Origin of the sequence: Pontibacter litorisediminis, from assembly GCF_029360645.1 — a bacterium.
GTDB classification, from domain to species: domain Bacteria; phylum Bacteroidota; class Bacteroidia; order Cytophagales; family Hymenobacteraceae; genus Pontibacter; species Pontibacter litorisediminis.
Window position 1 is genome coordinate 41,765 of sequence record NZ_JARDUA010000008.1, and the last position, 26,870, is coordinate 68,634.

The 26,870-nt window shown below is 55.4% G+C and carries 24 protein-coding genes and 1 CRISPR repeat array; of the genes, 8 read left to right on the forward strand and 16 right to left on the reverse strand.

Translation table 11 applies throughout. The annotated features are described in order from the left end of the window. Nucleotides 1–142: 142 nt before the first annotated feature. The gene (locus PXG97_RS18835; protein WP_276499381.1) at nucleotides 143–868 is read right to left on the reverse strand and encodes a LytR/AlgR family response regulator transcription factor; all 726 of its coding nucleotides are present in this window, start codon (nucleotides 866–868) and stop codon (nucleotides 143–145) included. After that, the gene (locus PXG97_RS18840) at nucleotides 865–1,947 is read right to left on the reverse strand and encodes a sensor histidine kinase (RefSeq protein ID WP_276499382.1); all 1,083 of its coding nucleotides are present in this window, start codon (nucleotides 1,945–1,947) and stop codon (nucleotides 865–867) included. The genes PXG97_RS18835 and PXG97_RS18840 overlap by 4 nt, the downstream gene beginning before the upstream one ends. A 148-nt stretch (nucleotides 1,948–2,095) precedes the next feature. On the opposite strand from PXG97_RS18840, the gene PXG97_RS18845 reads away from it, so the two are divergent. Beyond that, nucleotides 2,096–2,230, forward strand: a complete 135-nt coding sequence (locus tag PXG97_RS18845) for a hypothetical protein (RefSeq protein WP_276499383.1) — start codon at nucleotides 2,096–2,098, stop codon at nucleotides 2,228–2,230. After that, a complete protein-coding gene (locus tag PXG97_RS18850; protein ID WP_276499384.1) occupies nucleotides 2,220–2,876 on the forward strand; it encodes a Crp/Fnr family transcriptional regulator in 657 nt (218 codons plus the stop codon). Before PXG97_RS18845 ends, PXG97_RS18850 begins: the two co-directional genes overlap by 11 nt. Nucleotides 2,877–2,973: 97 nt before the next feature. Here PXG97_RS18850 and PXG97_RS18855 read toward each other — a convergent pair whose 3' ends face one another. Continuing rightward, a complete protein-coding gene (locus tag PXG97_RS18855; RefSeq protein ID WP_276499385.1) occupies nucleotides 2,974–3,183 on the reverse strand; it encodes a hypothetical protein in 210 nt (69 codons plus the stop codon). Between the two features lie 14 nt (nucleotides 3,184–3,197). On the opposite strand from PXG97_RS18855, the gene PXG97_RS18860 reads away from it, so the two are divergent. The 3 genes from PXG97_RS18860 to PXG97_RS18870 all read left to right on the forward strand — a co-directional run bounded on the left by PXG97_RS18860 (nucleotide 3,198) and on the right by PXG97_RS18870 (nucleotide 4,842). After that, nucleotides 3,198–3,776, forward strand: coding sequence for a Crp/Fnr family transcriptional regulator (locus PXG97_RS18860; RefSeq protein WP_276499386.1), 579 nt, complete (start codon nucleotides 3,198–3,200; stop codon nucleotides 3,774–3,776). Between the two features lie 126 nt (nucleotides 3,777–3,902). Next, nucleotides 3,903–4,415, forward strand: a complete 513-nt coding sequence (locus PXG97_RS18865) for a MauE/DoxX family redox-associated membrane protein (RefSeq protein WP_276499387.1) — start codon at nucleotides 3,903–3,905, stop codon at nucleotides 4,413–4,415. Nucleotides 4,416–4,551: 136 nt separating this feature from the next. Beyond that, nucleotides 4,552–4,842: a hypothetical protein gene (locus PXG97_RS18870; protein WP_276499388.1), complete on the forward strand. Its 291-nt coding sequence runs from the start codon at nucleotides 4,552–4,554 to the stop codon at nucleotides 4,840–4,842. Nucleotides 4,843–4,917: 75 nt separating this feature from the next. Here the strand turns inward: PXG97_RS18870 and PXG97_RS18875 are convergent, their stop codons facing one another. The 4 genes from PXG97_RS18875 to PXG97_RS18890 all read right to left on the reverse strand — a co-directional run bounded on the left by PXG97_RS18875 (nucleotide 4,918) and on the right by PXG97_RS18890 (nucleotide 11,310). Next, nucleotides 4,918–6,273: a RagB/SusD family nutrient uptake outer membrane protein gene (locus PXG97_RS18875; protein WP_276499389.1), complete on the reverse strand. Its 1,356-nt coding sequence runs from the start codon at nucleotides 6,271–6,273 to the stop codon at nucleotides 4,918–4,920. Nucleotides 6,274–6,298: 25 nt separating this feature from the next. Beyond that, nucleotides 6,299–9,499 carry a SusC/RagA family TonB-linked outer membrane protein gene (locus PXG97_RS18880; RefSeq protein ID WP_276499390.1) on the reverse strand — a complete coding sequence of 1,067 codons (3,201 nt, stop codon included), beginning with the start codon at nucleotides 9,497–9,499 and terminating at the stop codon, nucleotides 6,299–6,301. A 34-nt stretch (nucleotides 9,500–9,533) separates the two neighbouring features. Next, nucleotides 9,534–10,841 (reverse strand): redoxin domain-containing protein, encoded by a 1,308-nt coding sequence (locus PXG97_RS18885; RefSeq protein ID WP_276499391.1) that lies wholly within the window; start codon nucleotides 10,839–10,841, stop codon nucleotides 9,534–9,536. Between the two features lie 76 nt (nucleotides 10,842–10,917). Next, nucleotides 10,918–11,310: a hypothetical protein gene (locus PXG97_RS18890; RefSeq protein ID WP_276499392.1), complete on the reverse strand. Its 393-nt coding sequence runs from the start codon at nucleotides 11,308–11,310 to the stop codon at nucleotides 10,918–10,920. A 255-nt stretch (nucleotides 11,311–11,565) separates the two neighbouring features. Here PXG97_RS18890 and PXG97_RS18895 point away from each other — a divergent pair, with 255 nt between their 5' ends. After that, nucleotides 11,566–12,000 carry a helix-turn-helix domain-containing protein gene (locus PXG97_RS18895; protein WP_276499393.1) on the forward strand — a complete coding sequence of 145 codons (435 nt, stop codon included), beginning with the start codon at nucleotides 11,566–11,568 and terminating at the stop codon, nucleotides 11,998–12,000. 414 nt (nucleotides 12,001–12,414) lie between these two features. Beyond that, nucleotides 12,415–15,116: direct repeats of the CRISPR family, unit length 30 nt; unit sequence CTTTCTATACCACTAAGGTGCGATTGAAAC. Nucleotides 15,117–15,334: 218 nt separating this feature from the next. Here PXG97_RS18895 and cas2 read toward each other — a convergent pair. The 9 genes from cas2 to PXG97_RS18940 form a co-directional block, all read right to left on the reverse strand. Next, entirely contained in the window at nucleotides 15,335–15,598 is a 264-nt protein-coding gene (cas2, locus tag PXG97_RS18900; RefSeq protein WP_276499394.1) for a CRISPR-associated endonuclease Cas2, read from the reverse strand. 137 nt (nucleotides 15,599–15,735) lie between these two features. Further along, on the reverse strand, nucleotides 15,736–16,821 hold the full coding sequence (gene cas1b / locus PXG97_RS18905; RefSeq protein ID WP_276499395.1) for a type I-B CRISPR-associated endonuclease Cas1b: 1,086 nt from the start codon (nucleotides 16,819–16,821) through the stop codon (nucleotides 15,736–15,738). Nucleotides 16,822–17,023: 202 nt separating this feature from the next. Beyond that, nucleotides 17,024–17,542, reverse strand: coding sequence for a CRISPR-associated protein Cas4 (locus PXG97_RS18910; RefSeq protein WP_276499396.1), 519 nt, complete (start codon nucleotides 17,540–17,542; stop codon nucleotides 17,024–17,026). Nucleotides 17,543–17,570: 28 nt separating this feature from the next. Then, nucleotides 17,571–18,620 (reverse strand): CRISPR-associated protein Cas7, encoded by a 1,050-nt coding sequence (locus PXG97_RS18915; RefSeq protein WP_276499397.1) that lies wholly within the window; start codon nucleotides 18,618–18,620, stop codon nucleotides 17,571–17,573. A gap of 21 nt (nucleotides 18,621–18,641) precedes the next feature. Then, entirely contained in the window at nucleotides 18,642–19,946 is a 1,305-nt protein-coding gene (locus tag PXG97_RS18920) for a hypothetical protein (protein WP_276499398.1), read from the reverse strand. A gap of 3 nt (nucleotides 19,947–19,949) precedes the next feature. After that, nucleotides 19,950–22,109 carry a CRISPR-associated helicase Cas3' gene (cas3, locus tag PXG97_RS18925; protein WP_276499399.1) on the reverse strand — a complete coding sequence of 720 codons (2,160 nt, stop codon included), beginning with the start codon at nucleotides 22,107–22,109 and terminating at the stop codon, nucleotides 19,950–19,952. Continuing rightward, nucleotides 22,106–22,675, reverse strand: a complete 570-nt coding sequence (locus PXG97_RS18930) for a hypothetical protein (RefSeq protein ID WP_276499400.1) — start codon at nucleotides 22,673–22,675, stop codon at nucleotides 22,106–22,108. Before PXG97_RS18930 ends, cas3 begins: the two co-directional genes overlap by 4 nt. Before the next feature lie 6 nt (nucleotides 22,676–22,681). Further along, complete coding sequence (locus PXG97_RS18935) at nucleotides 22,682–23,344, reverse strand: CRISPR-associated endoribonuclease Cas6 (RefSeq protein ID WP_276499401.1); 663 nt, start codon at nucleotides 23,342–23,344, stop codon at nucleotides 22,682–22,684. Between the two features lie 77 nt (nucleotides 23,345–23,421). Beyond that, the gene (locus PXG97_RS18940) at nucleotides 23,422–24,345 is read right to left on the reverse strand and encodes a helix-turn-helix transcriptional regulator (protein ID WP_276499402.1); all 924 of its coding nucleotides are present in this window, start codon (nucleotides 24,343–24,345) and stop codon (nucleotides 23,422–23,424) included. A gap of 1,036 nt (nucleotides 24,346–25,381) precedes the next feature. Between PXG97_RS18940 and PXG97_RS18945 the strand changes: the two genes are divergently transcribed. After that, nucleotides 25,382–25,903 carry a hypothetical protein gene (locus PXG97_RS18945; RefSeq protein ID WP_276499403.1) on the forward strand — a complete coding sequence of 174 codons (522 nt, stop codon included), beginning with the start codon at nucleotides 25,382–25,384 and terminating at the stop codon, nucleotides 25,901–25,903. Then, nucleotides 25,893–26,573, forward strand: a complete 681-nt coding sequence (locus tag PXG97_RS18950; RefSeq protein WP_276499404.1) for a nucleotidyl transferase AbiEii/AbiGii toxin family protein — start codon at nucleotides 25,893–25,895, stop codon at nucleotides 26,571–26,573. The genes PXG97_RS18945 and PXG97_RS18950 overlap by 11 nt, the downstream gene beginning before the upstream one ends. Nucleotides 26,574–26,870 lie beyond the last annotated feature (297 nt).

The following is a 26,870-nucleotide window of genomic DNA, read 5'->3' on the forward strand; positions in this document are numbered from 1 at the left end:
GGCAGACTTCGCCAACTAGCGGAATGAGGGGCTTTATTAGCGGGGTTTCTATAAAGTGAGCGGTCAATGAAGCATCAGGCATGGGTGCCACTTTTGCTGACAATTAAAGTGACTGAGTAAAAAGGTATACAGCAGCAGGGCATCAAGGCAAGCGCTTGCTCTTCCACAGCCGGGCATGCACCTCGGCCAGAAAGCCGGCCCGGTACAGGGCGCCCAGGGGCAGTTTGTCCGCGTTGTCCAGAATGATCTGGTTACCTTCCACCGCCCTGACGTAAGGGGTGTGCACAATATAGGACTTGTGCACCCGGAGGAAGTGCTCTTTGGGCAGGTAAGCCTCCATCTCCTTCATGGTCAGGTAGGTGATGTGCTTGCCTGACAAGGTATGGATGCGAACGTAATTTTCCAGCGCCTCAACATACAGCACATCCTTTAGATCAATGCGCGTGATCCTTCCCTTTACCTCGCTTTTGATGAAAAAGGATTCGGGCGCCCGCTGACCAGGAAAGGGGGGAGGCGAGTGCTGTATCCGCTGCACCGTTTTCAGGAAGCGCTCATACGTAATAGGCTTGAGCAGGTAATCCACAGCGTTCTTGTCAAATGCCTGCAGGGCATACGCTTCGTAGGCGGTGGTAAACACGAGCCTGGAGAAGGGGCTGAGAAACTCTGCCAACTCAATCCCCGAGAGTTGGGGCATATCCACGTCAACAAAGACCACCTGCGGGCTCACCTGGCCGGTGCTGATGGCCTGCAGGGCTTGCAAAGGATTGTCTGCAGAACCCACCAAGGCAAGACCGGGCGTTTGTTCCACATAGCGCGTCAGGATCTGGATGGCATGGGCTTCGTCATCTACAATGTAACAGGTGATCATATCGCTTTGATTTGAAGGTGTACCGTATAGTAACGCTCGTCTTCCTGAATAAGCAGGGACTGTTGGCCGGGGCCGTAGGCATTCAATAGCCTGGTGCGGGCATTCTGCAGGCCCAGGTGATGCCCACCCTTGACAAAGGAGGTTCTTTTCTTGTTCCGGGTTTCAAAGGAGAGGGTGTGGTGCGCTACCTGAAGGCGAACACTTGCCGGGAAGCCCGGGTCGGTCAGGTCGCCATGGCGGAACATATTCTCTACCAAGGTGAGCAGGATGAGGGGCGGAAGCCGTAGCCCCTGCAATTGCCCCTCGGCCTGAAGCTGGAGCTGCAGGGGGTGCTGGAAGCGGAGCTGGTTGAGGGCGATATACTTGCGGATATGCTCCAGCTCACGGGCTACGTCTGCCATGCCATCCTCGTGCAGCCGCGCCAGGGAGTGGCGCATCACTTCTGAGAGCAGGAGTACCCCTTCCGAAGCCTTGGGCGACACATCGATGACCTGATTGTAGAGGAAGTTCAAGGTGTTGAAGAGAAAGTGCGGATTGATCTGCGCCTGCAGGTAGGCGTTCTGGGATTTGACCAAGTCCTTCTCCAACTCCACTTTTTCCTTCTGGGCCTGAAGTTGCTGCAGCTGCAGGCGGTTGATGGTTCTCATGTTATCAATCCTGCGCCGCACCAGCCAATAGGTGGCGCTCAGCCCCAGGAAGTAGACGCCGCGCCAGAGGAAGCCTATTATAAACTTCTGCTGGAAATTCAGTTGCTTGGGGCTATGGCGAAACAGGTTGTAAAACAGCTCCAGACCGTATTGAAGGGCGATGTAGAGGAGAAGCAGGAGGGGCAGGAGCAGCAACAGCAGCCAGGGTGCCCTGCGGTGTTCAAAGGCACTGGGGAGCACCACATGGGCGTTTACGTAAAAGAGCAGGATGTTGAGCAGATAAAAGCCCGCATATTCCCACCAATACACCCGCTGTGGGGTAGAAGTGAACGAGATGACGGAGATTTCATAAGCAATGAAAGCCGCCCAGGCAAGACCGTGCCTCCCTACCCTGCGATAGGGAAAATGCGCTACAGGAAAGTTTGTCGTCATGTCTGTAGGTATTGCGCGTGTTCTTCTCACAATATAGTAATATTTTTATGTAAGTAAAACTCCGGTTCGTCTAAAAAATTTGGGGTGAAGCACAAGCTGGTGTAGGTTTGTTTCAAAACACCAAGCCATGAAGAAGCAAGCCAACAAGTTGACCCTTAAGACCAAGCCCCTGTTTACTTTCAGAGTGCAGGGACAGGCAGGAGATTTCTCCACTACAGACCCCACGACGACGACCGTGACGATCACCACCTCCCTTACCACCATTACTGGATTTGGCCGATAAGCAACCTGCTCCGTCCCGACAAGCAGGAGGGCAGCAGCGGCAGATAAAATTACTGGTACAGGCCTTGACTGGGGGAGCTGCGCCAGTTGGCCGTATGCCCCGGGGGGTGCAGGAGCAGTTGGAGTCCCTGCTATCGGGCATGCTGGCCAGGAGTCGTTATGCCCAGCGGCAGCTGCTGCTGAGTGCCGGGCAGCTGCCGGAGCACCTGTATTATGTGGAGCAGGGCATGGTACGGGGGTATTATTACGACGATGCATCCGGCCGTGCCATCACGCTGTTCTTATGGCGGGAGGCCTCCTGGGCTGTGCCGGTACAATCCTTTTTTCACCGGCAGCCCTCTGACCTGTACCTGGAGGTCATGCCCGGAAGTGAGCTCTTATCGTTTTCTTACCAGCAATTGACAGCGCTAGCCGAGCAACTGCCCGCCGTAGAGCCCCTGCTGCGGGGGCTGGTGCTCCAGTATTGCGCCTTTCATAAGAAACGTACCAAGGACCTGCTCACGCGTTCTGCCTGGGAGCGTTACCTGGACCTGCTGCAGAGCCATCCCCGCATCGAGCAGCACGTATCCAAGGAGGTGATTGCCTCTTACCTGGGCGTTACCCCACAGTCGCTGAGCCGGCTCATCCGGGAAAACGGCCACCCCTGATCCTTCCCAAACGAACCTCTGTTCAGTCATTTTGAAACTTAGCTTCCTCTAGTTCATAACATAAGATAACCTGTTTAATGCGGCCGGGCCGCTACCTTTACAGCAGGCTCTTGTCGGATCGTCCGGCTGCGTCATTGTCTAGTAAGAGGCACACGCGGCCATACCCGGACAGCAGCGGAAGCGCTTTTTCCGGGAAGGCGGCAACGTTGAGCGGCCCGCTTCGGGAAAAGGTAGATACTCTGAAAGAAGCCCTTAGCCTGCCCCTTATCAACCAGCGGTAGCTTGGTGGTTCCACTAGGAGTGCCATCCAAAAGGAGAACTATGACGGATTTAAGTCACATATTCCAGGTGCTCGATTCCTACCTTCCTTTGGGTACTGCCTTAAAGAGGCACCTCAGCCAAGCGCTTGCCTTAAAGAAATACGCGAAAGGGCGTTTGCTGCTACGCCCCGGGCAAAGGCCGGCAGAGGCCTGGTTCATCAGTGAGGGGGCAGCCCGCGGTTACATCCTGGATGAGGCCAAGGGAGAGGAGGTGACCACCTGGTTTTGGCTGGAGGGGGAGGTGATGGTGGCACTGGACAGCTTCTGCCGCCAGGCACCCGCCACCTTTTACCTGGAGCTGCTGGAAGACAGCAAGCTGCACAGTCTTTCCTTTCAGGAAACGGAGTTTACGGCAAATACCTTTTCTTCCTTCCGGCAGCTGGAGCGGGCGATTGTAGAGGATTACCTGCTGCGAATCTCCCGCCATTACTTTGAACGGAGCAGTTTGCCCGCCCGGGCACGCTTCGAGAAGCTGATGGCAGCACGCCCCGGGCTCTTCCATGTCGCCCCTGTTAAAGCCATTGCCTCTTATTTAGGGATGTTTCCAGATACACTCAGCCGCTTACGGGGAGCAAAGTAGGGGCGCCTGCTACGAAAGTTTTCATCGTAAGTTATTGATATTTAGAGTGATTGCCTGTTATGAGACAGAAACGGAGCTCCGTTTCCTTCCTACCTTTACCATATAAGAAACGCAATCAGGAAAAGCATGACACAGAACACGTTACCCACAGCACATTCAGTCAGACGCACCACCGAGGTGGTCGCGTCCCTGATGATTGTCCTATTCCTTTACACGGGGCTGAGCAAACTGCTGGATGTGGATACCTTTCGTGGGCAGATACTACTGCAGCCCTTTCCCGGCTGGCTGGAGGAGCTGGTGGTATGGGTGTTGCCACCGACAGAGCTCCTGGTTTGCGGGCTGCTGGCCTTCCGGCCAACCCGAAGGGCGGGGCTGTATGCAGCCGCCGGTCTGATGGCCGCCTTCACGGGCTACGTGTTGCTGGCCCTGGCCGGTGCCTTCGGTTCGGTGCCCTGCAGCTGTGGGGGCGTGCTCCGGCAGCTGAGCTGGGAGGCGCACCTGGTATTTAACCTGTTTTTTCTGGCCCTGCCGGTAGGGGCCATCATTCTGGAACAAAAGGCCCGGCAACGGGGGCAGTCGGGCGTCAGTCCGCAGCCTGCGGCGGGGCAGAAAGGAGGGCAGACGACAAAGGAAAGCTGATGACAGGCAGCGCGGTCCCCGCTGCCAACTAGCAACAACTATTGCTCCTGGCGCCCCGGGGCCGAGCGGGGAGGAGCCGGAACAGGGAAAGGCCTGCCCCTGCTGGAAAGCGGGCCGAACAAAACCAGTAAAGATTATGAAAAAGGTAAATTTAAGTATCCTGGCCGTGCTGCTGGGCTCCGCGCTGGCCTTTGCCGGCACAACAACCGTTCGTTCCACCGAGGCCAGTGCCCTGCAGTGGTTCCAATTACAGACCGGTGGCGACCCGGATAACCCCGACCACTATACCCTGGTGGATGCCCCGGAAAACTGTGGCGAAGGGGAGAAGCGTTGCGCCATATACGCCGAAGAGGACATGCAGGATCCGGGCAAGCCAACGCAGAGCGGGGTGGACAACCCGATCCTGGAGGAACTGCGCGACAAGTAAGCCAATGCCCGCAGGGGAAGAAGAAAGCCTGGCACCAGACGGTGCCAGGCTTTCTGGATTTAGGGTTCACACAGGTTAAGGGTTTTGGGCCATGCCGCCGGACTCGATGACTTTCTGCGGAATGGGCAGCACGTAGCGGGGATCGCCGGGCGGCAGGCTGTAGGTCGTGCCGTTCAGGGTACGGGTCAGCTCCCGGGCAAAGCGCTCCTCGCGGTTGAGGCGTCTGAGGTCACCCCAGCGCAGGCCGCGGAAGGGCAGCTCTTTGCGCCGCTCCTCCAGGATGAGGGCCAGGGCCGCGTCTGCATCTTCGGCCGTATACGGGGTGAAGGTGCCCTGGCGCCAGCGCGTTCCGAGCAGCGAGTTCAGGGCTGCCAGGGCCTCCTGGGTGTGCCCCAGGCGGGCATGACTTTCGGCCATCGTCAGGTACAGCTCATCGGTGGCCAGGCCCCCAAAGAGCGCCGCGGAGCCATGATAGCTGCCCTTGAAGCCGATGTCGTCCGGGGCGGTGTAACGGAAGAAGGCCTCGCGCCGCAGGTCATCGGGCTGGTAGAGGCGGTAGAGGGCCGTGTCTACTTTTCCGGCCGGGTAGCTCATGCCAGGCAGGTTCATGATGGTGTTGTGGAAGATGACCTCCTCGTGGAAGCGCGGGAAAGGGTAGGCCGCTGCCGTGTGAAGCATGTTGAAGTCCAGGAGCTGCGGCTGTAGTTGCAGGGCCTGCTGCGCGCAGGAGAGGGCCTTTTCAGACTGGCCCATCTGCAGGTGCACGCGCGAGAGCAGGGCCAAAGCCGCTGCCCGGGAGGGGCGCGTCTTGTGGGCCGGCAGGTCCGGCAGCAGGGCAGCCGCCTCTTCCAGGTCCTGGAGCACCTGGCGGTAGCCTTCCGCCACAGTGGCCCGGCTGGAGGGGGCGTTGATGTCAGAGACCCGGCGCAGGACGATGCCCGGACTCTGGGAGGCGGTGGCCGGGTCGTAGGCCGGGGCGAAGACCTGCAGGAGCCAGTACTGGGCGTGTGCCCGGTGAAAGAGCGCGCTGCCCCGCACTGTATTCCAGAGCGCTTCCTCCCCTGGGGCAGGGGAGAGCTTGTCGGTTCCCTCCAGGACCAGGTTAGCAATAAAGATCACGTTGTAGGGCAGCGTCCAGTCATTACGGTCGCTGTCGTTGAATACATCCCGCTCCCAGACATAGGCCTGCTGCGCTGTCCGGCTGGACAGGCCCTGCCAGTCAGTGCTGTGGAGGTAGAGGTTATCGGCGGCGATGACCGGGGTGGCCGGGTAGCTCTGGTTGAGCGCGCTCGTGTTGTCGAGCAGGGCGAGCAGGTTCTCCAGCTTGTCTGTGGGAATGGCCAGCTGCTTGTCGGGCTTCACTTCGAGGAAGTCCTCGCAGGCGGTGCAGCCAAAAAGGAGCAGGGCCAGGAATAATATATTCTTGATCATGTCGGTCTACTTTTTAAATGTATGGTTAAAACCCGGCGCGCAGGCCCAGGGAAAAAGAGGTCACCGGCGGCAGCTTGCTGTCGGGGTAGTCGGGGTCCAGGCCCTGGTCGTTGGCCCGCCACAGGATGCCCAGGTTACGGGCCAGGGCATATACCTGCAGGCTGCGCAGGGTACGCGGCCTGTCCCCGCCCCGGGGTAGCTCATAGGAAAGGGTCACATCCTGCAGGCGCACATGGTCGCCCCGCTCCACCAGCGCCTCGGAAAACTGGTAAAAGGTATCGCGGCTGGGGTTGTTGGGGTAAACCAGCGAGGGCACCTGGGTGCGCTGCTCATCGCCCGGCTGCTGCCAGCGCAGGGCATAGTCGGCGTGCCCGTCCCAGCTGTTGAACAGCTGCCCGTAGCGGATGGAGGGGCGGCGGAAGAAGTAGCCGAAGCGGTAGGTCAGGTTGCCCGAGAGCGAAAGGCCCCTGTAGGTGAAGGTCTGCAGCAAAGAGCCCTGCCAGGGCGCGATGGCCGGCCCATGGTAGACGAGCTCCTCCAGGGGCGTAGTGCGGGTGATCGCCGCGTAGTCCGTGCTCACCTCGCCCTCATACATGCCGAGCGGGTCGCCCGTCTGCCCGTCCAGGCCGCGCCAGGCGTAGCTGAAAAGGCTGTAGAGGGGCCTGCCCTCCAGGGGCACGACAGAAAGGCCGGAGTTCACGTAGCGGCTACCGCTCACTTCACCGCTCTCGTAGCCGGTCACCTCGCTGTGGTGGTAGCCCAGCAGCAGGGTGCTCTGCCAGCCGAAGGCGCCGGTGAGCAGCCGGCCAGTCAGCGAGAGGTCCACCCCGCGGCCGCGCATCGAAGCGATGTTGCGGCGCACGTCGCCGGAGAGCACGCCGGAGGTTGGGTCCACCGGGGCATCCCCGATCAGGTCGGTGCTGTGCTTGGTGTAGAAGTCCAGGGTGCCGGAGAGGCGCTCGCCGAGCAGGCCGAACTCCACCCCGCCATTCCAGGTGGCCGTCTTCTCCCAGCGCAGGTGCGGGTTGGGGTAGGTGCGCACTACGGCAAAGGGCGTGTTGATCAGGTTGCCTCCCGGCACGGCGACGATAGTGGCCAGGGCCGTCAGCGTGTTGTCCACGTTGCCGTTGTAGCCGTAGCTGAGCTTGAGGCGGAGGCGGTTCACCCAGGAAGCGTTGAAGAAGGCTTCCTGGTGGGCGTTCCAGGCCAGGCCGGTAGACCAGAGGGGCACCCCGCGCTGGTTGCTGGCCACGCCGAAGAGGTTGGAGGCATCCTTGCGGGCGCTGGCCGAGAGGCTGTAGCGCCTGTCGTAGGTATAGGTGGCATTGGCAAACAGGGAGGTGTAGCGCAGGGTCCGGTCCGAAAAGTTCGTGCCGTCGGGGATGCGCTGGCGCCTGCCGGGATACTGGAAGTTAGGATACAGGCCGCTGTAGTCCACCGGCGTGCTGGTAAGGGTGCGCTCATCGTAGCCGTAGGCCCGGAAGTTCTGCCCGGCAGTGTGCTGGGACTGCAGCTCGGCGCCCGCCAGGGCCGCCACCTCGTGGATGCCCCAGCCCCTGTCGTAGCGGAGCTGGGCGCGGGCGTTGTGCGAGCGGAAGTCGTAGAGGCGCGTGTCCAGAATACCCCCGCGCGGGATAGGGTAGCTCAGGGTGCCGGTCTCGCTCTGCTGGGTGAAGCGGTTGATGAGGTCGCGCGCGTAATAGGAGCCGATCTCCTGCAGGTTGCGGTCCTCGTCGCTGTTGCGCGCGTACTGGTAGCGGGTAAGGAGCTCCAGCCCCGGGGCCAGGCGCAGGTCGGTGCCGGCCGTGAGGAGCACCTGCTGGGAGGCGGCCTGGCGGTCGATATGCTCGGCATCGCGCAGCGGCACATAGTCCCAGTTCAGCAGGCCCAGCTCCCGGGCTCCGGCTGTGTAGGTGCTGCGGTAGTCCCTGGGCAGGGGCAGGGGATTGCCCGCGTCATCGGCCAGGCGGGCGTAGGGGTAGAGCAGCCGGGAAGAGATGTCCGGGCGGATGGCCTCATAGGAGGGCCTGCCAAAGCGGCGCTGCCCTTGCGTGTAGTTAAGCCCCAGGTGCAGGGTCAGGGGCTTGAGAAGGGTATAGCTGCTTTCAGAGCGCAGGCTCACGCGGCTGTTCCCATCCCCGAGCTGGCCCTGCTCCTTATCGTAGCCCCCGGAGACATAGTACGTAAGCTTATCAGTTCCCCCGCTGAGGTTGAGGGCATACTGCTGGCGCAGGCCGCGGGTGTAGAGGTGGCGTTCAAAGTCCTCGCGCACGTCATGACTGCCCAGCTCCCGAAGGCCTGCCTCCAGCTGCTCGGAGGAAAGCTCCCCGTCGCGGTGACGGATGAGCATTTCCACGGCCGGGGAGAGCACCGGGCGCTGCGGGCTGTTTTCTTGGCTGTTGTAGAAGCCTTTGTCAAAGAGGTAGCGCTCCACGGCGATAAAGTCATGGGAGTCCATCTGGGGCAGGTAATCAAAGTCAGGCTTGGGCAGGTGTGTGGCGTTGGCGTTCAGCCCTACCTGCAGGGGCTGGTTCCGGCGCCCCTTGCGGGTGGTGATCACAATCACGCCGTTGCCGGCGCGGGCCCCCCAGATGGAGGCCGCCGCCGCATCCTTGAGCACGGTCACGCTTTCCACGTCGTTGGGGTTGATGGCGCTCAGATCCCCCTCGTACGGGAAGTTGTCCACCACGATAAGCGGAGCGGCGTTGGCGTAGAGGGTGCTCTGTCCCCGGATGTGGAGCCGCGGCGTGCTGCCGGTGCGCTCATCAAAGGTAAGGCCGGGGACCAGGCCCTGGAGCCGCTCCAGCAGCTCCGGGCTCGTGGAGCGCCGGAGCTGGTCCTGGCTGAGGACGGTATAGGAGCCGGTCACGCGCTCGGGCGAGAGCTGCTCGTAGCCCGTGGAGATGACTACCTCCCCCAGGGCCTGGGCGTCCTCGGTAAGGGTGATGGTCAGGCCGGGCGGCATGGGGTGACGCACCACCACGGTGCGGGGCACATAGCCCAGGTAGGATACTTCCAGCGTGTCGACCGCCTGCTGGGCCGGGAGGGCAAAGCGACCCTCGGAGTCGGCCACGGCGCCCACCGTGGTGCCCAGGATCCGTACTGATGCGCCGGGCAGGGGCAGTTGCCCGTTGGCTGAGAGCACCCTGCCACGCAGCACGTCCTGCGCCAGGGCGGGGGCAGCGAGGCAGAGGAGGAAAAGCAAGGGGTAAAAGAAGTGTTTCATCGTAGTTTCGATTAGGTTTAAAAGTTGGGTAAGGTTACTGGATCACCAGGACCTGTAGCGGTACTTCCTGGAGGCGTAGCTCCAGCCCGTAGGCAGCGAGCTGGGCATTGAGGACAGGGAGTTCCAGTGATTCCGTGTCCAGGGTCAGGTCTACCGGGTGCGTGATGCCGGTCTTGTCCACGACCGGGAGCGGGGTGGCGTACTGATCGAGGTAGCGGATAAGCACATCCAGGGGCTTGTTCTGCAGGAATTTATCTGACTCGCCTGGTGAAAAGAAATTATCCGAAGCAGGGCCGCCCTGACTACGCGGTACCGGTGCCCGCTTGCGGCGCTGCAGCACCCAACTCTCGAGTCTGCGTTCCTCTACGTGGGCCTGCAGGCCAAAGTGACGGCGCAGGTCTTCCTCCATGAGGGACTGCAGTTCCCCGGCCTTGCTTAGGGGCAGGAGCAGCTCATAACAGAAGGCTTTACGGGCTTTCTCCTCCTGCCAACGGTCGAGCGAATAGGCCTGGGCCTCGGGGCTGTCGAGCAGGATCTGTTTGTCCGGAAAATTCGAAGGCAGGCCCAAGGCCAGTTTGTAGAGGCGCGGCACAGAGGTGTTAGTCTGGAAGTAGCGCACGGTGGAATCGGTGCGGATGGTGCCCCCGATAGCCGGCAGCCCGGCTACATAGGGAGTCAAAAGCGAGCGGTACAGGGGGAAAGGGTTGCCCCCGTTGCCATCCAGGAAGAGCGGGTCCTCGTAGCGGAAGGCCATGTTGTCCTTCTTTTCTGTTTTGAAATCAGCCCGGCCGGTGCGGAGCATAGCCCGGATGGTCTCCGGGTTGGCGTCGTACTGGGTGGTCTGCGAAATCAGCCGTCCTTCCGGGCTGATCCACACCAGGTGGGGCACCATCCGGTAAGGGAAGTACTCTCCCAGGTGCCCGGCCCCCGTGACCAGGGGCAGCGTCACACCGCGCAAAATGCGGTTCTTCTGGCGGAAGCGCGCCACGGCCCCGGTGCTTTGGGAGGTGACGGCCAGGATCTGCAGGCTGTCTTTAAACTGCTCCTGCAGCTTTTCCAGCTTGGGCATGGACAGCAGGCAGGACCCGCAGGAGGTGGCCCAGAAGTCGAGCAGCACGAGCTTGCCACGGAAGTCGGAGAGGCGAGCCGTGGAGTCCTTGTAGTTGAACATGCCGCGAAACTCCAGGTCGGGCACTACCTGGCCGGGGGCCAGGGGACCATCGGACTGAGGCAGGGGACGTTCAGGAGCCCGGGCAAAGCTCATCAGCAAGGCGATGCCCCAGGGAAGCAAAAAGAGAATGAGGGGCATCGGCGGCCCCGGAAGCCATTTTTTATGAAACATAAGTAAATTGTTTAAAGGTGGAATAAAATAAAATGTAAGAGGTGCCGCGCACAGAGGCGGTAGCGTCAGCGAATGCTCACTCCGGCGGGCAGATCAGCAGTGTCCAGGACTGGGGCATGTTGTGGTGGAGCGTTTCCAGCGCCCTGGCAACGGGACCAGCCTCGGAAGGCATTTCGGCCGCGGCAGCAGGATAGCTGTCTTCTGCTATTTCTTCCTGCGCCTCGTTTCGGGATAGGTCATGCAGCTGATATACAGCTGAAATAAGCTTTTTAAGGTTTTCATAGAAGGTAATAAGGTTGGTGGTGCGGGTAGAGGAGAGGCCATCGTAGCCTTGTTTGAGCGAGCGGATAAACCAGCGCCAGAGTTCTTGCTGGGCCTCTTCCTGAGGATAAAGGGAGCAGAAGTGATGGAGTTCTTTTTCCGGGTAAGGATACGCTTGGTTGGGACTCGTTGGGTTATACGTTTTCATAGGCGAGTGATGTACTTAATTTGTAACATGAGTAGCGTGGAAGCGAAGGACGGCTAGTCGGCTTTATACAAATATTCAGAATGTGTTATGTCTGAAAGCTGTATATTAGCATCGGGTACAGCCTGACGATAAGACGAAGATGCCGGAAAGGGTAGTTGTATCAAATGTGGTACGCTTGTATTAAACAACCGAAGACGTGTGAAATACCAGTGGAAATGAATTGGATTTATTAAATAATTTTCGTAACTTATTTCTATGGAAACAGCAGCCAGAAGACGACCGATTCACCTGGGCGACCACGTGAGAAGAATGCGGACCGCTTTGGGAGTGAAGCAGTCCGCCCTAGCCAGTGAACTGGGTACCACCCAGCAAAATATCTCTCGCATTGAGCAGGAAGAGGAGGTAGATGATGCGACCTTAGATCGGATTGGGAAAGCGCTTGGTGTAACTGCGGAGGCAATTAAGAACTTTGATGAGGAGGCTGCTATCAATATTGTTTCCACCACCTTTAATAGCCATGATAACTCAACATCAGTAGCCTTCAAATCCACTTTTAACTTTAACCCAATTGATAGTTTAATGGAGGCTATTGAAGAGAATAAGAAATTGTATGAACGCCTGTTACAAAGTGAGCGCGAGAAGGTTGATTTACTGGAGCGAATGTTAAAGAATCAAAAGTATGAAGAATAGTCTCAATCTAATTATGCAGCGCAGCAATGAAGCCTGCTAATCGGTTGAGACCGCTTTAGCACTGTGTCATTGTTATGCACTAAAAAAGCACTTAAAGGTGAAAACCTATGAGTGCTTTTTTTACAGGCGTAAAAATTTTATACACTTTCTTGACCATACAGCTTTAACAAACAAAAATTTAAGTCTTAGGACTGTAATGCAATAACGTTCTACAATCATGCGTTGGTAAAACGTTTTAAGCTGCCACACTTGCAGATTTCCCTTGCGCAGCCAGGGATTTTAGAAATCAGCAAGCCAAAATGGGATTATAGTGCAGAGGGAATAGCCGTCCGGAAGCGACAGGGGAGGAGGTGTTTTACTTGCCTTTGTAGGTATAAATTGGATAGGGTAGAGGCTCGAAACATAGGCAGCCATATTTCTATACCACTAAGGTGCGATTGAAACTTGGGCGGATGAACAGCATAAGAATAAAGTAAAACAGCTTTCTATACCACTAAGGTGCGATTGAAACCAAAGCCCTTTTAGAAAGCAAAAGTGAGGTTTATGTACTTTCTATACCACTAAGGTGCGATTGAAACCGGTTGGTGATGCCCTTGTAATCTGCCTTCAGGATCTGCTTTCTATACCACTAAGGTGCGATTGAAACTTAAAGCCCTCCGGCACGCCCCTGCCCTCAAATAATTCTTTCTATACCACTAAGGTGCGATTGAAACCGCTTATTAACGCGCTGGAGTACCTGCGCACTATTACCTTTCTATACCACTAAGGTGCGATTGAAACCCGCTGCCTAGCGTTGCCGTTGGCGCGTCCACCTGCTCAACTTTCTATACCACTAAGGTGCGATTGAAACGATAGTTTTCTGAAAGCTGAGAACGAGAGCCTGCAACTTTCTATACCACTAAGGTGCGATTGAAACCGTTTCGCAAAGGGCTACATGGTCCTCGAAATTATACTTTCTATACCACTAAGGTGCGATTGAAACTACTTTTCCCTTCTGCTGCTTCAGTTCCTCTGCATCCTTTCTATACCACTAAGGTGCGATTGAAACCACCAGTCTGTTAATTCAGGTGTATAGCCCAGAACAGCTTTCTATACCACTAAGGTGCGATTGAAACCCCGATCTGGTGGCCGGTGCCGTGCTGCTGGTACACCTTTCTATACCACTAAGGTGCGATTGAAACCAATGTAGGAGTAGTGGGCGTAGTTGCGGTTCTTCACTTTCTATACCACTAAGGTGCGATTGAAACCCGTTGGTGCTGTCCGCCACCGGCTGCAAATCAATGCCCTTTCTATACCACTAAGGTGCGATTGAAACAATCCTTACGCCAGGGAGCTGGCGGCCCGCAGCAGGGCTTTCTATACCACTAAGGTGCGATTGAAACCCGTGGAAGACACCTGCACGATATCGCCCTTGGTGAACTTTCTATACCACTAAGGTGCGATTGAAACTCCTTCCAGGCGTCCAGCAGGCGTCCGGCCACCTCCAGCTTTCTATACCACTAAGGTGCGATTGAAACATCCGGTATAAACTGCCCTGTCTCGAAGTCAAACACCTTTCTATACCACTAAGGTGCGATTGAAACCCACAGGCTCGACACGTAGAAGGGGTACTTGCTGCCGTCTTTCTATACCACTAAGGTGCGATTGAAACCCTTCCAGGCGTCCAGCAGGCGTCCGGCCACCTCCAGCTTTCTATACCACTAAGGTGCGATTGAAACAAAGCGCATCTACGCCAAGCTACTGCTCTACCAGCCACTTTCTATACCACTAAGGTGCGATTGAAACTTGTCCATAGCATATTCAAATATCTACATCTTATGTTACTTTCTATACCACTAAGGTGCGATTGAAACTAAGGTTATTGAGTGAACGAGCCAGCCGGGCAGCATACCTTTCTATACCACTAAGGTGCGATTGAAACGCGGGGCTAGCGTGCTGGCCTACTCCTTTTTCCATAACTTTCTATACCACTAAGGTGCGATTGAAACGTAGCCTGAGGCGATCGGCTTGGTGCTGTTCTGCACCTTTCTATACCACTAAGGTGCGATTGAAACCCCGCCTTTAAGCAGGTGACCACGGTCACAAACTACTTTCTATACCACTAAGGTGCGATTGAAACTCTCGGGGGCAACCCTGCACAGCGGTTCGTTCGCAACTTTCTATACCACTAAGGTGCGATTGAAACAAACTGGACATCTCGAAGATGACGGGCACCTTCTCCTTTCTATACCACTAAGGTGCGATTGAAACTCAACACCGCGCCGTTTGAGTTAGACCTGTACCACTTTCTATACCACTAAGGTGCGATTGAAACAATGTGATCGTGGAGAACTGCGAGCTGCTGCAGACAGCTTTCTATACCACTAAGGTGCGATTGAAACGAATTTCTGCACAGCCGGGGCTTTGTGCTGTGAGTTGCTTTCTATACCACTAAGGTGCGATTGAAACAGGGTAATGGCTGGTGTAAGAATCACAACCCCCACCTTTCTATACCACTAAGGTGCGATTGAAACAGGGCTCCCAGTTCCTTCATTGCTTGCTTCACCTCTCCTTTCTATACCACTAAGGTGCGATTGAAACTCTACCTTTAGTTTCTGGCCTTTCTTATACTTAGGCTGCTTTCTATACCACTAAGGTGCGATTGAAACATATTAAAGCATAACGACATGAGAGAACTATGGCTACTTTCTATACCACTAAGGTGCGATTGAAACCGGGAACGCATGTTTTCCACATGGACGCGCTCGAGACACCTTTCTATACCACTAAGGTGCGATTGAAACCACCTCGCTGCCCCTGGCAGAGAGCCCTGCTTCCCCCTTTCTATACCACTAAGGTGCGATTGAAACAAGGGCGCAATCGAAAGCATCAAAGAGTATTATTCCTTTCTATACCACTAAGGTGCGATTGAAACACTCGTTCTCGTTCCCGGTCTCGGCGTAAGGATACACCTTTCTATACCACTAAGGTGCGATTGAAACCAAGGACTCGGCCCTCGAGTACCTCAAGCAGCTTAAGACTTTCTATACCACTAAGGTGCGATTGAAACCTTAACCAGCTGGCATCCCTTACGCTTACCCTGCTCACTTTCTATACCACTAAGGTGCGATTGAAACCCACCCTCAAAAATAATTATAATATTCCTTTAGATAAATTCTGAAGGGATTTTTATAGAAGAAATGCTTTATTAAAAGCGTCAGGTGCCGATAATGTAAAATGGCCGGGGAGCTGACGACTCGTTTAGTAATATGATTACCAGTAAGTTAATTTTGTGTGTCTGCTGGGAACAGCATAAGCTTCCGGGAAAGAGGTGCTTTTGCAGTCTGCCCGACGACTATAGGAAGCGCTGCGGCTTACCTTTGTCCTCCCCCAGCACGTGGCGCTCGTGGTAGCGCTCCTCGCGCATCCGGTAGATCACCACACCATCATCCTCCTCCATTAGCAGGTTGGCCTCGTGGCGGAGGCGCTGGTACTGGGCCTCGGTCAGCTCGCCTTCAAAAACGGAGTTCTGAACCCAGGTGAGGTAGCGGCGGAAGAGCTTCAGCATCTTGCCCACACGCTTCTGGTTTACATCATATACGGCTATAAAGTAGGGCATGGCTTGTTGGTTTTTTCAGTATGTCAAAGAACAGCTTGTTAGTTAAAGGTTTAGAGTTATGAGTTAAAAGTGAAGCATAATTGCAACAGGAGATACTCAACGATCAACTAACAACGAGTAACGAAAAACGAAAAAAATTACCACCACATATGCAGGCCCTGGTAAGAGTCCTGTTTCGGGTCACAGAGGTGGCGCACGAGTTTGTGACACTCCAGCCGCACCAGCCGTTCATAAGAAATGTGCCGGTTCAGCTGCCGGTGGAGCACCGTTTGCTGCAGGCGTTGGTCCAGGTGAGCCATAAAGATCTTGCGGCCCTCGTCCTTCAGGTAACACCCCCCCAGCCGCTGCTCGAAGTGCTTCGGCTGTATCTCCCCGTTTTTCAGTAGCTTAAAGATAGCACGGTCGATGAGCAGGGGCTTGAAGAGCTCGGCCAGGTCCAGCGACAGCGAATAGTGGCGGTCGCCGGGCTCGTGCAGGAAAGACACGGTGGGGTCGAGGGCGGTGCGGTAGATCTGGCGCAGCACCACCGAGTAGCAAATGGAGTTGCCGAAGGAGATGAGCGCGTTCAGCGGGTTGGACGGCGGCCTGCGCTCCCGTTTGTCAAACGGAAACTTCTGCGCCACGGCCTCGCCCAGCATGAGCGGCCAGGTCTGGTAATAGCAGTCGCGGGCGCGGCCCTCGGCGCTCATCAGCGTCGGGATGTCGGGGCAGGCAGGGATGCGGCAACGCTCCAGCTCTATCTGCTCACAACTCTCCTGCAGGGCCAGGGCCTCGGGCTCAGGCAGGCGCGGCACGTAGTAGCGCATCACCCGCAGGATGTTGAACAGGGCCGCATCCACAAACTCCCGGGCCAGCACCATCCGCTTTTTCGGGCTGAGGTAGTGCTGTGCCTGCGCCATCCGCACCCGTCCGCTCACCACCGGCTGGCGCGGGTACAGCGAGGCGGTGTAGTTGCCGTAGTAGTCGAAGAAGAACAACGGAATGCCCTGCTGCGCCAGAAACGTGACAAGTTTGGTGTTGATGTCGATCTCCCCGAACAGGTACAGGCTGTCCACCGACTCCACGGCAAAGGGCAGGCGCGGACCATCGGCGGGTTGGCTGGGCAGGCCTTCGGTGTCCTCGTCGTCGGGGATGCGGCAGTCGGAGGCGGCTTTTTCCAGGGCCAGCGTGTTGTGCTTGCGGCGCAGCCGGCCGTTGGAGAAGAGATAGAAAGGGCGCTTCATGGGCTTTGCTCAATTAAAAATTATTACACAACCATGCCGCAAGTTTAGCGGTAGCACAACTTGTGGCTTATTATAAGGCCAGTCTGTGACTGGCGTAAGAGATGCCATACTTTCGCCAGTTAAAAACCGGGGCCCAAACTAAACCACCAGTTACCGCTTCGCTTAAACTGGCGGTATGTATAGCTGTAAAATGAAATCATCCTTATCCGTAGCAAAGCTCCTCGAAGGCGCATTTGCGGCAGAATTCACGCTTGCTGATCCGGGCCGGCGGGTGCGGCTCCTCCAGCAAGAGTGTCAGGAGCCGGAGCTGCAGGGCCAGTTCCTCTTCCTGCTGCGGCCCCAGCGCCACGGGCTCCGAGCGGCGCAGGGCCGGGTAGTCGATCTGCCCCCGGTAGGGCACCCCGCCCGGACCGGTCACGCCGTTGAGCTTCAGAAGCCACAGGTAAAAGCGCACCTGGCGCAGGTGCGCTTCTTGGCAGGAACGACCTTTCTTCGTCTCGTGCAGCACCCCATCGCGCAGCAAGGCCCTGTCAATTTTGCCCACGAGGGGCGTGCCGTCGGGGGCGATGGCGTGCAGGTCCAGGTGCTTCTCATTGCGGCTGTAGCTGGTCTCGTCCAACAGCCTTCCCAGCGCCACGTCCTCGGACTCCTGTTCCATCCAGATGCCCTGCCGCACCAGCCACGCCTTGCGCGGACAGATGAGGTAGTAAGAAAAAAGCATACCGCCGATAGGCGATATGCTTTTGGTATTAAAGGGCGGCTGCTGCATAATCAAATGCCAGCAAGCGCTCTTCAATGGCTATACGTGCCTGGTCCAAGGCATCAGCCGTACCAGGCACACCGGGTACATAGGCTCTGGCGGCTAAAGAAGTATAAAGATCCACTTTGGGCACGCTTTCAATGATAGGCACGGCACGTTGCGGATTCTCCTCGTCTAAATCTGCGCGAATGGCGGCGGTTATGAGGGAGGCATTTTCGCTGACGGCTATAGCCAATGTTGACTGTGGACTGTAGGTGCGCGCCTGGTTGCTGGTAATTTGCCACTCAACAACGGCTGCGGCCAAGCCTTCTGCAATCTCTCTGCGGCGATCCTCGGGGCAAAGGAGAAATTCACCGTCGGCAGATGTTTCCCAGCCTTCTTCCTTTAACTGCTCAAGCATAGCAGGACTTAACTCTGGCTCGTGCTGGTTTGTTGCTACCGTAAACAAACGCTTCAGGTCAATTGCCAGATCGTAAACGAAAAGACCTGTGGTACGGCTGTTATCTGGAATCCAGGCTCTTCGTGGTAGAGTTCTTTTATTCGAATGAAGGTACTCCTGAATTTCCTCGGCAGTCAGCTCCTGACCAGATGCATTTAGAACCCTCACAGGATTTTGCTCCGGGTGCTCACTACGGTCAAATGTGATGTTCTCCGAGTTCATGCTCACCAGGAAGGGGTGCAGCGGACGCATGGCAGAGATAGAAAGGGGGCTGCGGCGTTTCAATGTGATTTCGCCGGTACGGGCACGCATCCAGCCGCCCAAAAGCTGGTCAGCGTAATGTGGGTCACATGGTGACCAAGGTTCCTTGTTCTCCAACTCCTTCTTTTTGTTGATCTCATAGTTGTAGGTGATAGGCGCGCGCGGTTCATTCAGCGTCTCTGACAGCGCATCCAGCATAGAGCGCTTTACCTGCTGTCCGCTTGAATAGGCAACTTTCCGGTTTGAGATCGGGTCATAGTAGGTTTTCTGACCGTCTTGTACACAGAAAACAGTATGTTCGGCCACACGGAGGCCACGGATGTAAAGGTATGGTTTCATGGATAAGTATGTTTTAAGGTTTTAAACAGTTTGTTTGGCTTCGGCTACGGCATACTTCAGGCGAAGGAGCGCCATGAAAAGCGGGAAGTCCTGCTTCGGAAGCTTGACCAGTTCATCACAGGCCTCATCTACCAGTTGGGCAGACTCACTGGATTCCTCTACCAACTTTGTGGCATGTGTTACCAGCTCGCGCCTTGAGCTGCTGTTGAGGAAGTTGCTGACGAGCTGGGCGTTGGTCTTTTTTCCCCGTTCTCCTTGAGAGAAGTTTGTTAGCGCTTCTGCCAGGTCTTGGGCTTTCTGAAGCAATTGTTCGTTGTTGAGCATAGCGATGGTCCAGATTTCGTAAATTTTAAAAAGATGATTTTCCTGAATATTTTTGAATGGTTTGGCCGGCCCTTTAAAGCCGGGCATGTGCTCCCGCAGTTTGGCTGGCTCCAACGCTCTTAAACCGATAGAACCTTGCAGGCAGGCGCGCTCGAACCCAAATTGGGTTTCATAGATTTCCTCCAGGCTTTTGTTATTGAGCCCTGCGGTTTCCCCAACAAGCCTGTTGTATAGGTCGATTTCATACTTGATCTCATCTAACTGCAGCTGCACAAAGCCAAGCGTTGTGTTCATCTGGCTCATGGAGTAAACATAAGCGGTGGTAGGTTTCTCCAGCTTTTGTGCGAGTGCAAACATAACCTGTATCCAGGGCTGTGTTTTTAGACTTACCACGCCCTCCTTTGTGTCTACTGCCGGTTGCCTCATGCTAAAAGGGGAGGAAGGATTAAACCTTCGGCCAAAGGCATTGGTAAGCCACCAACCGTTCCAGGTGTTTATCTGGTGCGGCTTCAGTGATGAAGTCTGTTTCATGTATTGCCTGTACCAGTACCACCCGTCAAACAAGGCAAGTATAACCTGATCAGAGTCTACCAGAATGTTTAGTCCGCCGTTTACACCAACACCCAGTGCCGCTCCGATCCAGGAGGCGTAAACATCCTCGGCCGGTATCTCAATGGCTAAATTGTTCACCTGGCCGCTGGTTCCGGCTGATGCGTCGGCGGCCGCGCCGCCCAGATAAAAAGAGCCATCCGGCGTGTCGTTTTCGATCCTAACCAGCTGCGCCTCTAATGCCTGAGCACGTACCGCTGCAGTAAGCGGTGTTTTCTTTTTTTGCTTATAGGCCTGGTCGAATTTGGAGTTGTTGATGTGCTGCAGAAAGCGATCATCATCAAAGAACAGCGGGTAATACACTTCCTGGTAGAAAGTGGCAGCGGTATACTGTGCTTGCTCCCGCTGGTTGTATAGCTCAATGAGCCTTTTTCCGATATAAGCGGTGTACATATCTTATAGCATTTGTATGGGTTGAACTGCCGGAGTAGTGTTTGATTTGGGTATGGTAAGGCCAATGGCTTGGCCAGCGGTGTTATACCATGCATCCGGAATGATGTAAGGATAACAGCCAACTTCTAATTGGCCTAAATTGTCCATTTGCCCCAATAAAGATTTCCAAGGCACCGGTATTTCCAGCATCTGTCGCTCTGTGCCTCGGCTTTTCAGGTATGCTTCTTTGTCTTCCTCCCGCACGCAAACGGCACTTTCAATCTCCAGCGCATCCAGTAGCACAGACTTTGGCCGGTGGCAGAGCATGGGCAGCTGTTGCGTATGCACCTCAATGGAAGGCATGGCAACTTCTCCATAAACGTGGTTCATCAGCTGTTGCAGCTTTTTTTCTTCCAACAGGCCGTCTGGCAAGGCTTCAAAACTCCGGCGTACTATGTCCGGCTCGTAAGGCAGCAGGTCTTTGTCTTCCTCACTCGGAGCGATTACATGCACCGGTTTGTAGGTGCCAATCGTAGCTTCTGTGCGTTTGCGGTGCACGCGCCCGAAGCGCTGCACCAGCGCATCCAACGGCGCTGCGTCTGTCACCATGCGATCGAAGGAAATATCGAGGCTCACTTCCACCACCTGCGTCGCAATCACCAGGCAAGGCCCCTGCATTTCGTTGTAGCGGTAAATCCCGCTTTCCAGCTCCGTGCGGTCGCAACGGCGGTAGCGGCTATGCACCAGCAGCACCGGCATATCCGGGAACTCTTCCAGAGCCCATTGATACCGTTCCTGCGCCAGCTTAACCCTGTTCGCCACAAACAGCACCCGTTCACCTGCCGCAATGGCTTTTGCTACTATTGCTCTTCCTGTATCCTCGTCTGGTGTTTTGTAGACCTCGTGCCGGTTAAATTTCTCCAACTGTTCATCCGGCAGGCGCACCTGCTGCACGTTGTCAGCACCGCCCAAAGCATTCAGAGTATGCTGCACCAGAGATTCTGATATCGTGGCCGTGCCAATGTGGATGCGGCAGCCAATTTCGGCTAAGCGCTCGATCAGCTTCAGCGTCATGGTTCGCACCTGCCCGTTGTAAACATGCACCTCATCCAGAATCACATCGCAGCCCTGCAGGTCAAGTGATAGCACCTCATAGCCGTTGATGTGGAAAATGAGCGACAGCAGTTGGTGCGGAGTAGTCACTTTAACGCCTGCACCCGCTTGCCGCTGTAGGTGCTGTTCTTCGGTTATAGTTTCCCCGTCTTTCTTCTTCAGGCTGATCTTGCTGGCAGCATGCACCCGCCGCACATCCTCTTTCTGATCATCTGGTTTGTCTTGATTAAGATCGTGCTCGATGCGCTGGAACATGGCGTTTATACTTGCCTGAAACGGTAAAGTATAAACCACGCGACCCTGGCAGCGCTTGAGCAAAAAATCAGTTTTACCGGCACCAGTCGGCGCTATTACCAGCGTGTGCGGCTTGTCCGGCACGGAGGGTAAGAGCGACAGCGGGTAAAGTGGGTGGCTTCGGTTGTAAAAGCTAAGGTCTGGGGTTTTGAAGAAATTAGATGCTAAACCAGTTACCTCAGCCATGAACTCGGAGGCAAAATGATCGGCCGTCATGAGCAAGCCGCGCCACTTAGACCAGCCTAACGGCAGGCTTTCTGCATAGGCTATGGCGAAATCAAATGCTTCGCGTGCTTCTTCTAAACTGACAGGCCGAAAGGCAACCGGCGTGGAAGAAAGCACTTCCTGTAGACCAAGCTGCCAGTTCTCAAACTCCTCTGCATGCCGTTGAAATACCCTGTCAGGACCGTACTGGTTAATCAGGTCCAACAAACCCCGGCTGCGGGCATCCTCTTCCACCGATTTATGGTGCGCCACCACCATCTCCACCAGGGGGGGCCACTCCGCATGCTCACAAAGCGGCAGCAACAACAGGGAAGATAGTTCATGCCGGTGTGGCACAGCACGCAAAATTTCCTCCTGACTTACCTCACCTTTTAAGGTACGCTGAAAGTATGGGTGTGCCTTTCCTAAGTCGTGCAGCAACGCTCCTTTTTCGGCTAAGGCAATCGGCATGTCATAAGCTTGGGCAAACAGACGAACAGCTTCCACTACCTGCTGGGTATGGGCTAAAAGGGTAAGTCCTCCTTGTTCAGGGCTTTTGGCAAGTAAAGTCATACCTCAAGGCTTAAGTCTAAGATTGGATTACCCGTGATGATGACCTCGCCATACATGGGCACGTTGCCTTCGTAGCGGTTGTGGCCTACAAGGATGCTGTTTGGTGTTTTGCCAAAGCGCAGTTCAAAACCCGGCATCTGGTCAAATTCCTCCACCGTTACTTTGGTGATGCCTTGAGAGGGTAATAAAACATCTTCATTTCGGCTCAGGCAGATGTGCTGCTCAGCGGCAAGTTCTGCATCTGCCAGCGTTGGGAAAGCCAGCCACAGGTTCGGGTACAGCATCACGCCCCGGTTGATGATAGAAAGCGCTCTGGCGGCATGCTTAAAGCCGCCTTTCTTTTTTTCCTCAAAGGCACGGGACTGCGTGCGCTCCTGCTGTAAAGATGTTCCGGCATGCATCAGTTTGTGCCGCAAAATGGCAGATACCCCTAATTTCTGTCGTAAGCCCTCTATAATAGAAGGGGTCAGGAACTGCTGGCTGAATGTTTTTTCGTCGCGCACTGCAGTCCAGGGCTTGATAAAGCCGAAGGTGCCGCTGTAGTTCACTATGTACAGTTCTTCCATATCTGTTTAAATCAAAGCCCCAAAACCACTTCCCGTTAACTCCCCGGCACCCACCAGCCAGGCAAACTGTACCGCCTCAGGCGAACCTTCTACCACCACAGGGCAAATGCTGCCTTTGTGTTTGATGCCTTTGATCTCCACCAGCTTCTGCCTTGGCGTCAGGAAAGAGCGGTCGAAGGAAACGGAAACGCCTTCGGCAGAGAGCCCGGCTTTTTCGAGCTTGTGGCGCAGCGTGGCGGTGAGGGCAAGGTCAGCGGCGGGTGCATCGTGCAGTAAATATTCCCGGGAGCCGTCGGGCCTTACCTGCCGGGCAATCACGGGGCCGTCGGCCAGAAAGCGGTACTGCTCCCCGAAAGCAGGCGTGGGCAGTTCCTGCACCTCGTACACGCGCATGCCATAGAATAACTCCGGACTGTTAATGATGCCCATCAGTAGTTTTCGGGCGGCGTCCTCGTCATAAAAGGAGACCTGCCAGGTGGCACCGGCAGGGAAGGAGAGTGCTCCTTTTCGGGCAGTACCACCCCTCAGCCACCCAAAGCTGTACAGGCTCAGCCCGTCGTGCAGGTTGTTTTCCGGCCCCAGCCAGCGGTGCAGCCGTTTGGTGAGCTCGTGCAGGTGCTTGAAGGGCACGGCTTGCGTGTTGGGCGATAGTTTAAGTTGTATCCTCATATGTTGTGCTTGTTGCTGCTAGTTAAAAGGTTGCTCCGCCAAAGGGTGGCGAAGTGCTGCTATTTTCTAAAATAAAGTTAATTCGTATACCGCCTCGCCAACTGCTGAATCCGCTCCCGCAACTTCTCCCGCAAGACCTGTGGCTCCAGTACCTCTACATGCTCGCCGTAACTCAGGAGCAAGCTCTCCAATTCATGGTTCAGTACCAGGCGCAAGGAAATGCTCATGCTGCCGTTTTCTTGTTCCTCCAGGGTCGCCTGGCTATGGTGAAGGGGGACGGTTCTGATGTAGGGGGCCATCGTTCCGTCCACCTGCAGCAGGACCTTCGCCACCTGCTGATCCGAGCCAAGATGCACCCCCAGCGCCTCCTGCTTCAGGGCCAGGAACGCGGCTCTTCTATCCTGCTGCACCGGAACCTGCGTCAACTGGGGCTCCTGCATGCGCTCCAGCCCGAAGGTCTTGAAGCGGCGGTCTGCCTCGTCCCAGGCGGCCAGGTACCAGCGGTTGCGGTACTCCAGCAGCACGAGCGGGTCTACCTGGTAGGGCTTCAGCGAGGCTATTCGGAAGGTCTGGTAGCCAAAGGTGAGTTGTCGTTGCGTCCGGAGGGCGTTCCAGAGCAGGGGCAGGTGCTGCAGGCCCAGCTGGGCCTGGTTCTCCTCCAGCAGCAGGTACTTGCTCGTGCTGAGGGCGTCGGAGGAGTGGGTGAGGAAAGCTAGGCGCTCACTGCGCTCCAATAGCTGAAAGAACTGCCGGAAATTGGACAGGTCCTCGTCGGCGGGCTGGTTCAGGTAATAGCCCCTGTGCCGGGGGCAGTAGGTGATGTTGATGCCGTAGAAGGCGTGTATCTCTTTGATGTCGCGCTCAAACGTCCGACCTGAAACCGAATCAAGGTCCTCCTGCTGCAGGCGCGCCAGCATCTGGGTTTTGCCGGGATAGAAAAAGGGTGGTTGTACCAGGCGGAGCATCGTTAAATGCCGCCGGAGGATGTTAAGTTTGTTCATATAGAGGTCTTTTCTTTAAATATACCGATATTTCAATTTAATATGCAATTTCAAATATTTATATTGATTGAATCGGTACGGGGGCCCTCCGCTTGGTGGCGAGCAGGAGGTGTCTTGTATAACCTATCGTCTCCTTCTTGAACAGTACCCTAGTTCGGAAACTGCCGAGTCTGTAGCGAACAAATTACGGCTCATATCTCAAGTTCCTGCTCAGTTTTGCGCAGCAAACTTTGAGCAGAGGAATAGACGGAAGAGAGTGCATGTAACTCTCCTGCTGTAGTGGCAACAGAGATGATCATGTCACCTTCTTTTGTCGGATAAGCGAAATGAATGTCGGATAAATGTCGGTAAAGCCTCCCATTTACCTAACGAGAACAGGGTAGTTTGTCAAGTTTTTGTGTTGTTAAACTTGACAAACTACCCTGTTCTCCGATTGTGGGCACAGAAAAGCAGCATGCCAATCGCTTATGCATCGTAATGTAAACTATACTTGACAAATACCTGTATTTTTGTAAATTATAGTTTACATATGGCCAAATCAAGACTTTTATACCCATACTGGTAACGGCTATTGGCTGAGCTGGTTAAAAACATCAAGCTGGCCCGGCTGCGGCGCAAACTCAGTGCCGATCAAGTGGCCGAGTGCGCGGCCGTCTCGAGTCTCACGTCTCACACTAATTCAGATTGATAAAGGGGAGCCAACGGTGGGCATGGCGAAGCACAAGGATACCAATATCTTTAAAATTGATCATTCTTCCATCCTGCCTTCCCAGGGGGCAGCTTGGTCGGGAATGTCTAAGCTTGTGACCAAGTTAATGACTAAGTGAAGGAGTTGTTAGTGTATTTAAGTGTGGAGCACCTGTGGATATTGACTTACGCTGCTAAACCGGTGTGGCGCAAAGAGACACTCGGGCAAGAGGTTCTGTTTTCTCTCATTAAATAATCTGCAATTGCGTGTCAATCCCTGTTCATCCGTACTTTGTTTTTCTTCTATTAATCACTAATTTGCAATTCGCGAATCACAAACCAAAAGTAAATGAAGAAGCACAGCGGCATGCGTCCCCAAGACATCGTGGTGTTACTGGCCATCGTCGCCCAAAGCGATAGGCCCTGGATGATGAAGGACATCGCCCAGGAGGCCTTCATTAGCCCATCAGAAGTCACTGAGTCGCTCCACAGGTCCTACAAGGCAGGCCTGATCGATAAGTCGAAGAAGAAAGTGATGCGACACGCACTGCTGGAATTCCTTACGCACGGCTTGCGTTATGTTTTCCCCCAAGAACCTGGTGCGATTGTGAGAGGGGTGCCCACAGCTTTCAGTGCCGCTCCTTTGAATGAGCTTATTATGAGCAACGAAAAGCTGGTGTGGCCCTATGCAAAGGGACAAGAGCGGGGGCAGGCGGTAGAACCGCTTTACCCTTCCGCCGTGGAGGCGGCACTCAACAAGCCTGAGCTGCACGAGCTGTTGGCGCTGGTGGATGCGCTCCGGGTAGGAAGGGTGCGGGAGCGGGAGCTCGCCAATGCGGAACTTGAGAAGCGAATACTGAATGGACGGTAAGGCAATCAACATAGAAGTCATCAAAAAGGTGGCTTCCGGGCTGCAGGAGCTTCGGGAGGAGATGGTGTTTGTGGGCGGGGCCACGCTGAGCCTCTACGCCGACGACCCCGCTGCCGATGCAGTTCGCCCAACCAGCGATATAGACCTGAGCGTTTCGCTGGCTGGCTACGGTGCCTGGAACCGGCTTCAGGAGCGCCTGCAGGAGCTAAGGTTCTATCCCGATCCGTCCAGTAGGGTAATCTGCCGCTTTGCCTACGAGGGCATCACCATAGACGTAATGCCGGATGACCCGGCTATACTGGGATTCACCAATCCCTGGTATCAGCCAGGGCTGGACCAGTCGATAACTGTCGCGCTGGCAGGAGATCTGCACATCCGCATACTGCCCGTGGCGTACTTCCTGGCGACCAAATTCGCCGCCTACCACAGCCGGGGCGGTGATCCCCGCGGCAGCCACGACTTTGAAGACGTTGTGTATGTTACTGACAACAGGCTGCGCCTGGTAGAGGAAATCGCTGAGGCCCCCAAAGAAGTAAGAGAGTACCTGCAGCAAGAGTACAGGGCAATCCAAGACAGCCGCTATCGGGAGGAGATGCTGGGCTGCCACCTGATGGATCAGGACCGCTTGCCGCTGCTAGAGGAAAGAATCGAGCAGATTATCCGGCTCTAAAGTAGAAGTTGGCAAAGAGAGCCAGGGCCCTATTGAACATAAGGTAAATTATAGGATGTGAATGGAGCTGTAGCTAAATGATGGGGTAGTACCATCCACAATCGGGGGATATACCTCTAGCCTTACTTTGTCTATGCATTGTTTAGCAAGTGGCGACTTAGGGAGACAACTACCTGGTTAATCCACGGGTAGCGTTGAGGTCCGTCAGAAAGACAGCTGGTCAGCACTTTCACTGCAAAAACCATTTTGCAATTGAATACAAACTACCTTGTGCACAAATGTCTTATAGGGACTATG

Bases quoted from the DNA above. Each gene is read 5' to 3' on its own strand.
- PXG97_RS18835 (WP_276499381.1), bottom strand. From the start codon at position 868: ATGATCACCTGTTACATTGTAGATGACGAAGCCCATGCCATCCAGATC.
- PXG97_RS18840 (WP_276499382.1), bottom strand. From the start codon at position 1,947: ATGACGACAAACTTTCCTGTAGCGCATTTTCCCTATCGCAGGGTAGGG.
- PXG97_RS18855 (WP_276499385.1), bottom strand. From the start codon at position 3,183: ATGGCACTCCTAGTGGAACCACCAAGCTACCGCTGGTTGATAAGGGGC.
- PXG97_RS18860 (WP_276499386.1), top strand. From the start codon at position 3,198: ATGACGGATTTAAGTCACATATTCCAGGTGCTCGATTCCTACCTTCCT.
- PXG97_RS18865 (WP_276499387.1), top strand. From the start codon at position 3,903: ATGACACAGAACACGTTACCCACAGCACATTCAGTCAGACGCACCACC.
- PXG97_RS18870 (WP_276499388.1), top strand. From the start codon at position 4,552: ATGAAAAAGGTAAATTTAAGTATCCTGGCCGTGCTGCTGGGCTCCGCG.
- PXG97_RS18875 (WP_276499389.1), bottom strand. From the start codon at position 6,273: ATGATCAAGAATATATTATTCCTGGCCCTGCTCCTTTTTGGCTGCACC.
- PXG97_RS18880 (WP_276499390.1), bottom strand. From the start codon at position 9,499: ATGAAACACTTCTTTTACCCCTTGCTTTTCCTCCTCTGCCTCGCTGCC.
- PXG97_RS18885 (WP_276499391.1), bottom strand. From the start codon at position 10,841: ATGTTTCATAAAAAATGGCTTCCGGGGCCGCCGATGCCCCTCATTCTC.
- PXG97_RS18890 (WP_276499392.1), bottom strand. From the start codon at position 11,310: ATGAAAACGTATAACCCAACGAGTCCCAACCAAGCGTATCCTTACCCG.
- PXG97_RS18895 (WP_276499393.1), top strand. From the start codon at position 11,566: ATGGAAACAGCAGCCAGAAGACGACCGATTCACCTGGGCGACCACGTG.
- cas2 (WP_276499394.1), bottom strand. From the start codon at position 15,598: ATGCCCTACTTTATAGCCGTATATGATGTAAACCAGAAGCGTGTGGGC.
- cas1b (WP_276499395.1), bottom strand. From the start codon at position 16,821: ATGAAGCGCCCTTTCTATCTCTTCTCCAACGGCCGGCTGCGCCGCAAG.
- PXG97_RS18910 (WP_276499396.1), bottom strand. From the start codon at position 17,542: ATGCTTTTTTCTTACTACCTCATCTGTCCGCGCAAGGCGTGGCTGGTG.
- PXG97_RS18915 (WP_276499397.1), bottom strand. From the start codon at position 18,620: ATGAAACCATACCTTTACATCCGTGGCCTCCGTGTGGCCGAACATACT.
- PXG97_RS18920 (WP_276499398.1), bottom strand. From the start codon at position 19,946: ATGTACACCGCTTATATCGGAAAAAGGCTCATTGAGCTATACAACCAG.
- cas3 (WP_276499399.1), bottom strand. From the start codon at position 22,109: ATGACTTTACTTGCCAAAAGCCCTGAACAAGGAGGACTTACCCTTTTA.
- PXG97_RS18930 (WP_276499400.1), bottom strand. From the start codon at position 22,675: ATGGAAGAACTGTACATAGTGAACTACAGCGGCACCTTCGGCTTTATC.
- PXG97_RS18935 (WP_276499401.1), bottom strand. From the start codon at position 23,344: ATGAGGATACAACTTAAACTATCGCCCAACACGCAAGCCGTGCCCTTC.
- PXG97_RS18940 (WP_276499402.1), bottom strand. From the start codon at position 24,345: ATGAACAAACTTAACATCCTCCGGCGGCATTTAACGATGCTCCGCCTG.
- PXG97_RS18945 (WP_276499403.1), top strand. From the start codon at position 25,382: ATGAAGAAGCACAGCGGCATGCGTCCCCAAGACATCGTGGTGTTACTG.
- PXG97_RS18950 (WP_276499404.1), top strand. From the start codon at position 25,893: ATGGACGGTAAGGCAATCAACATAGAAGTCATCAAAAAGGTGGCTTCC.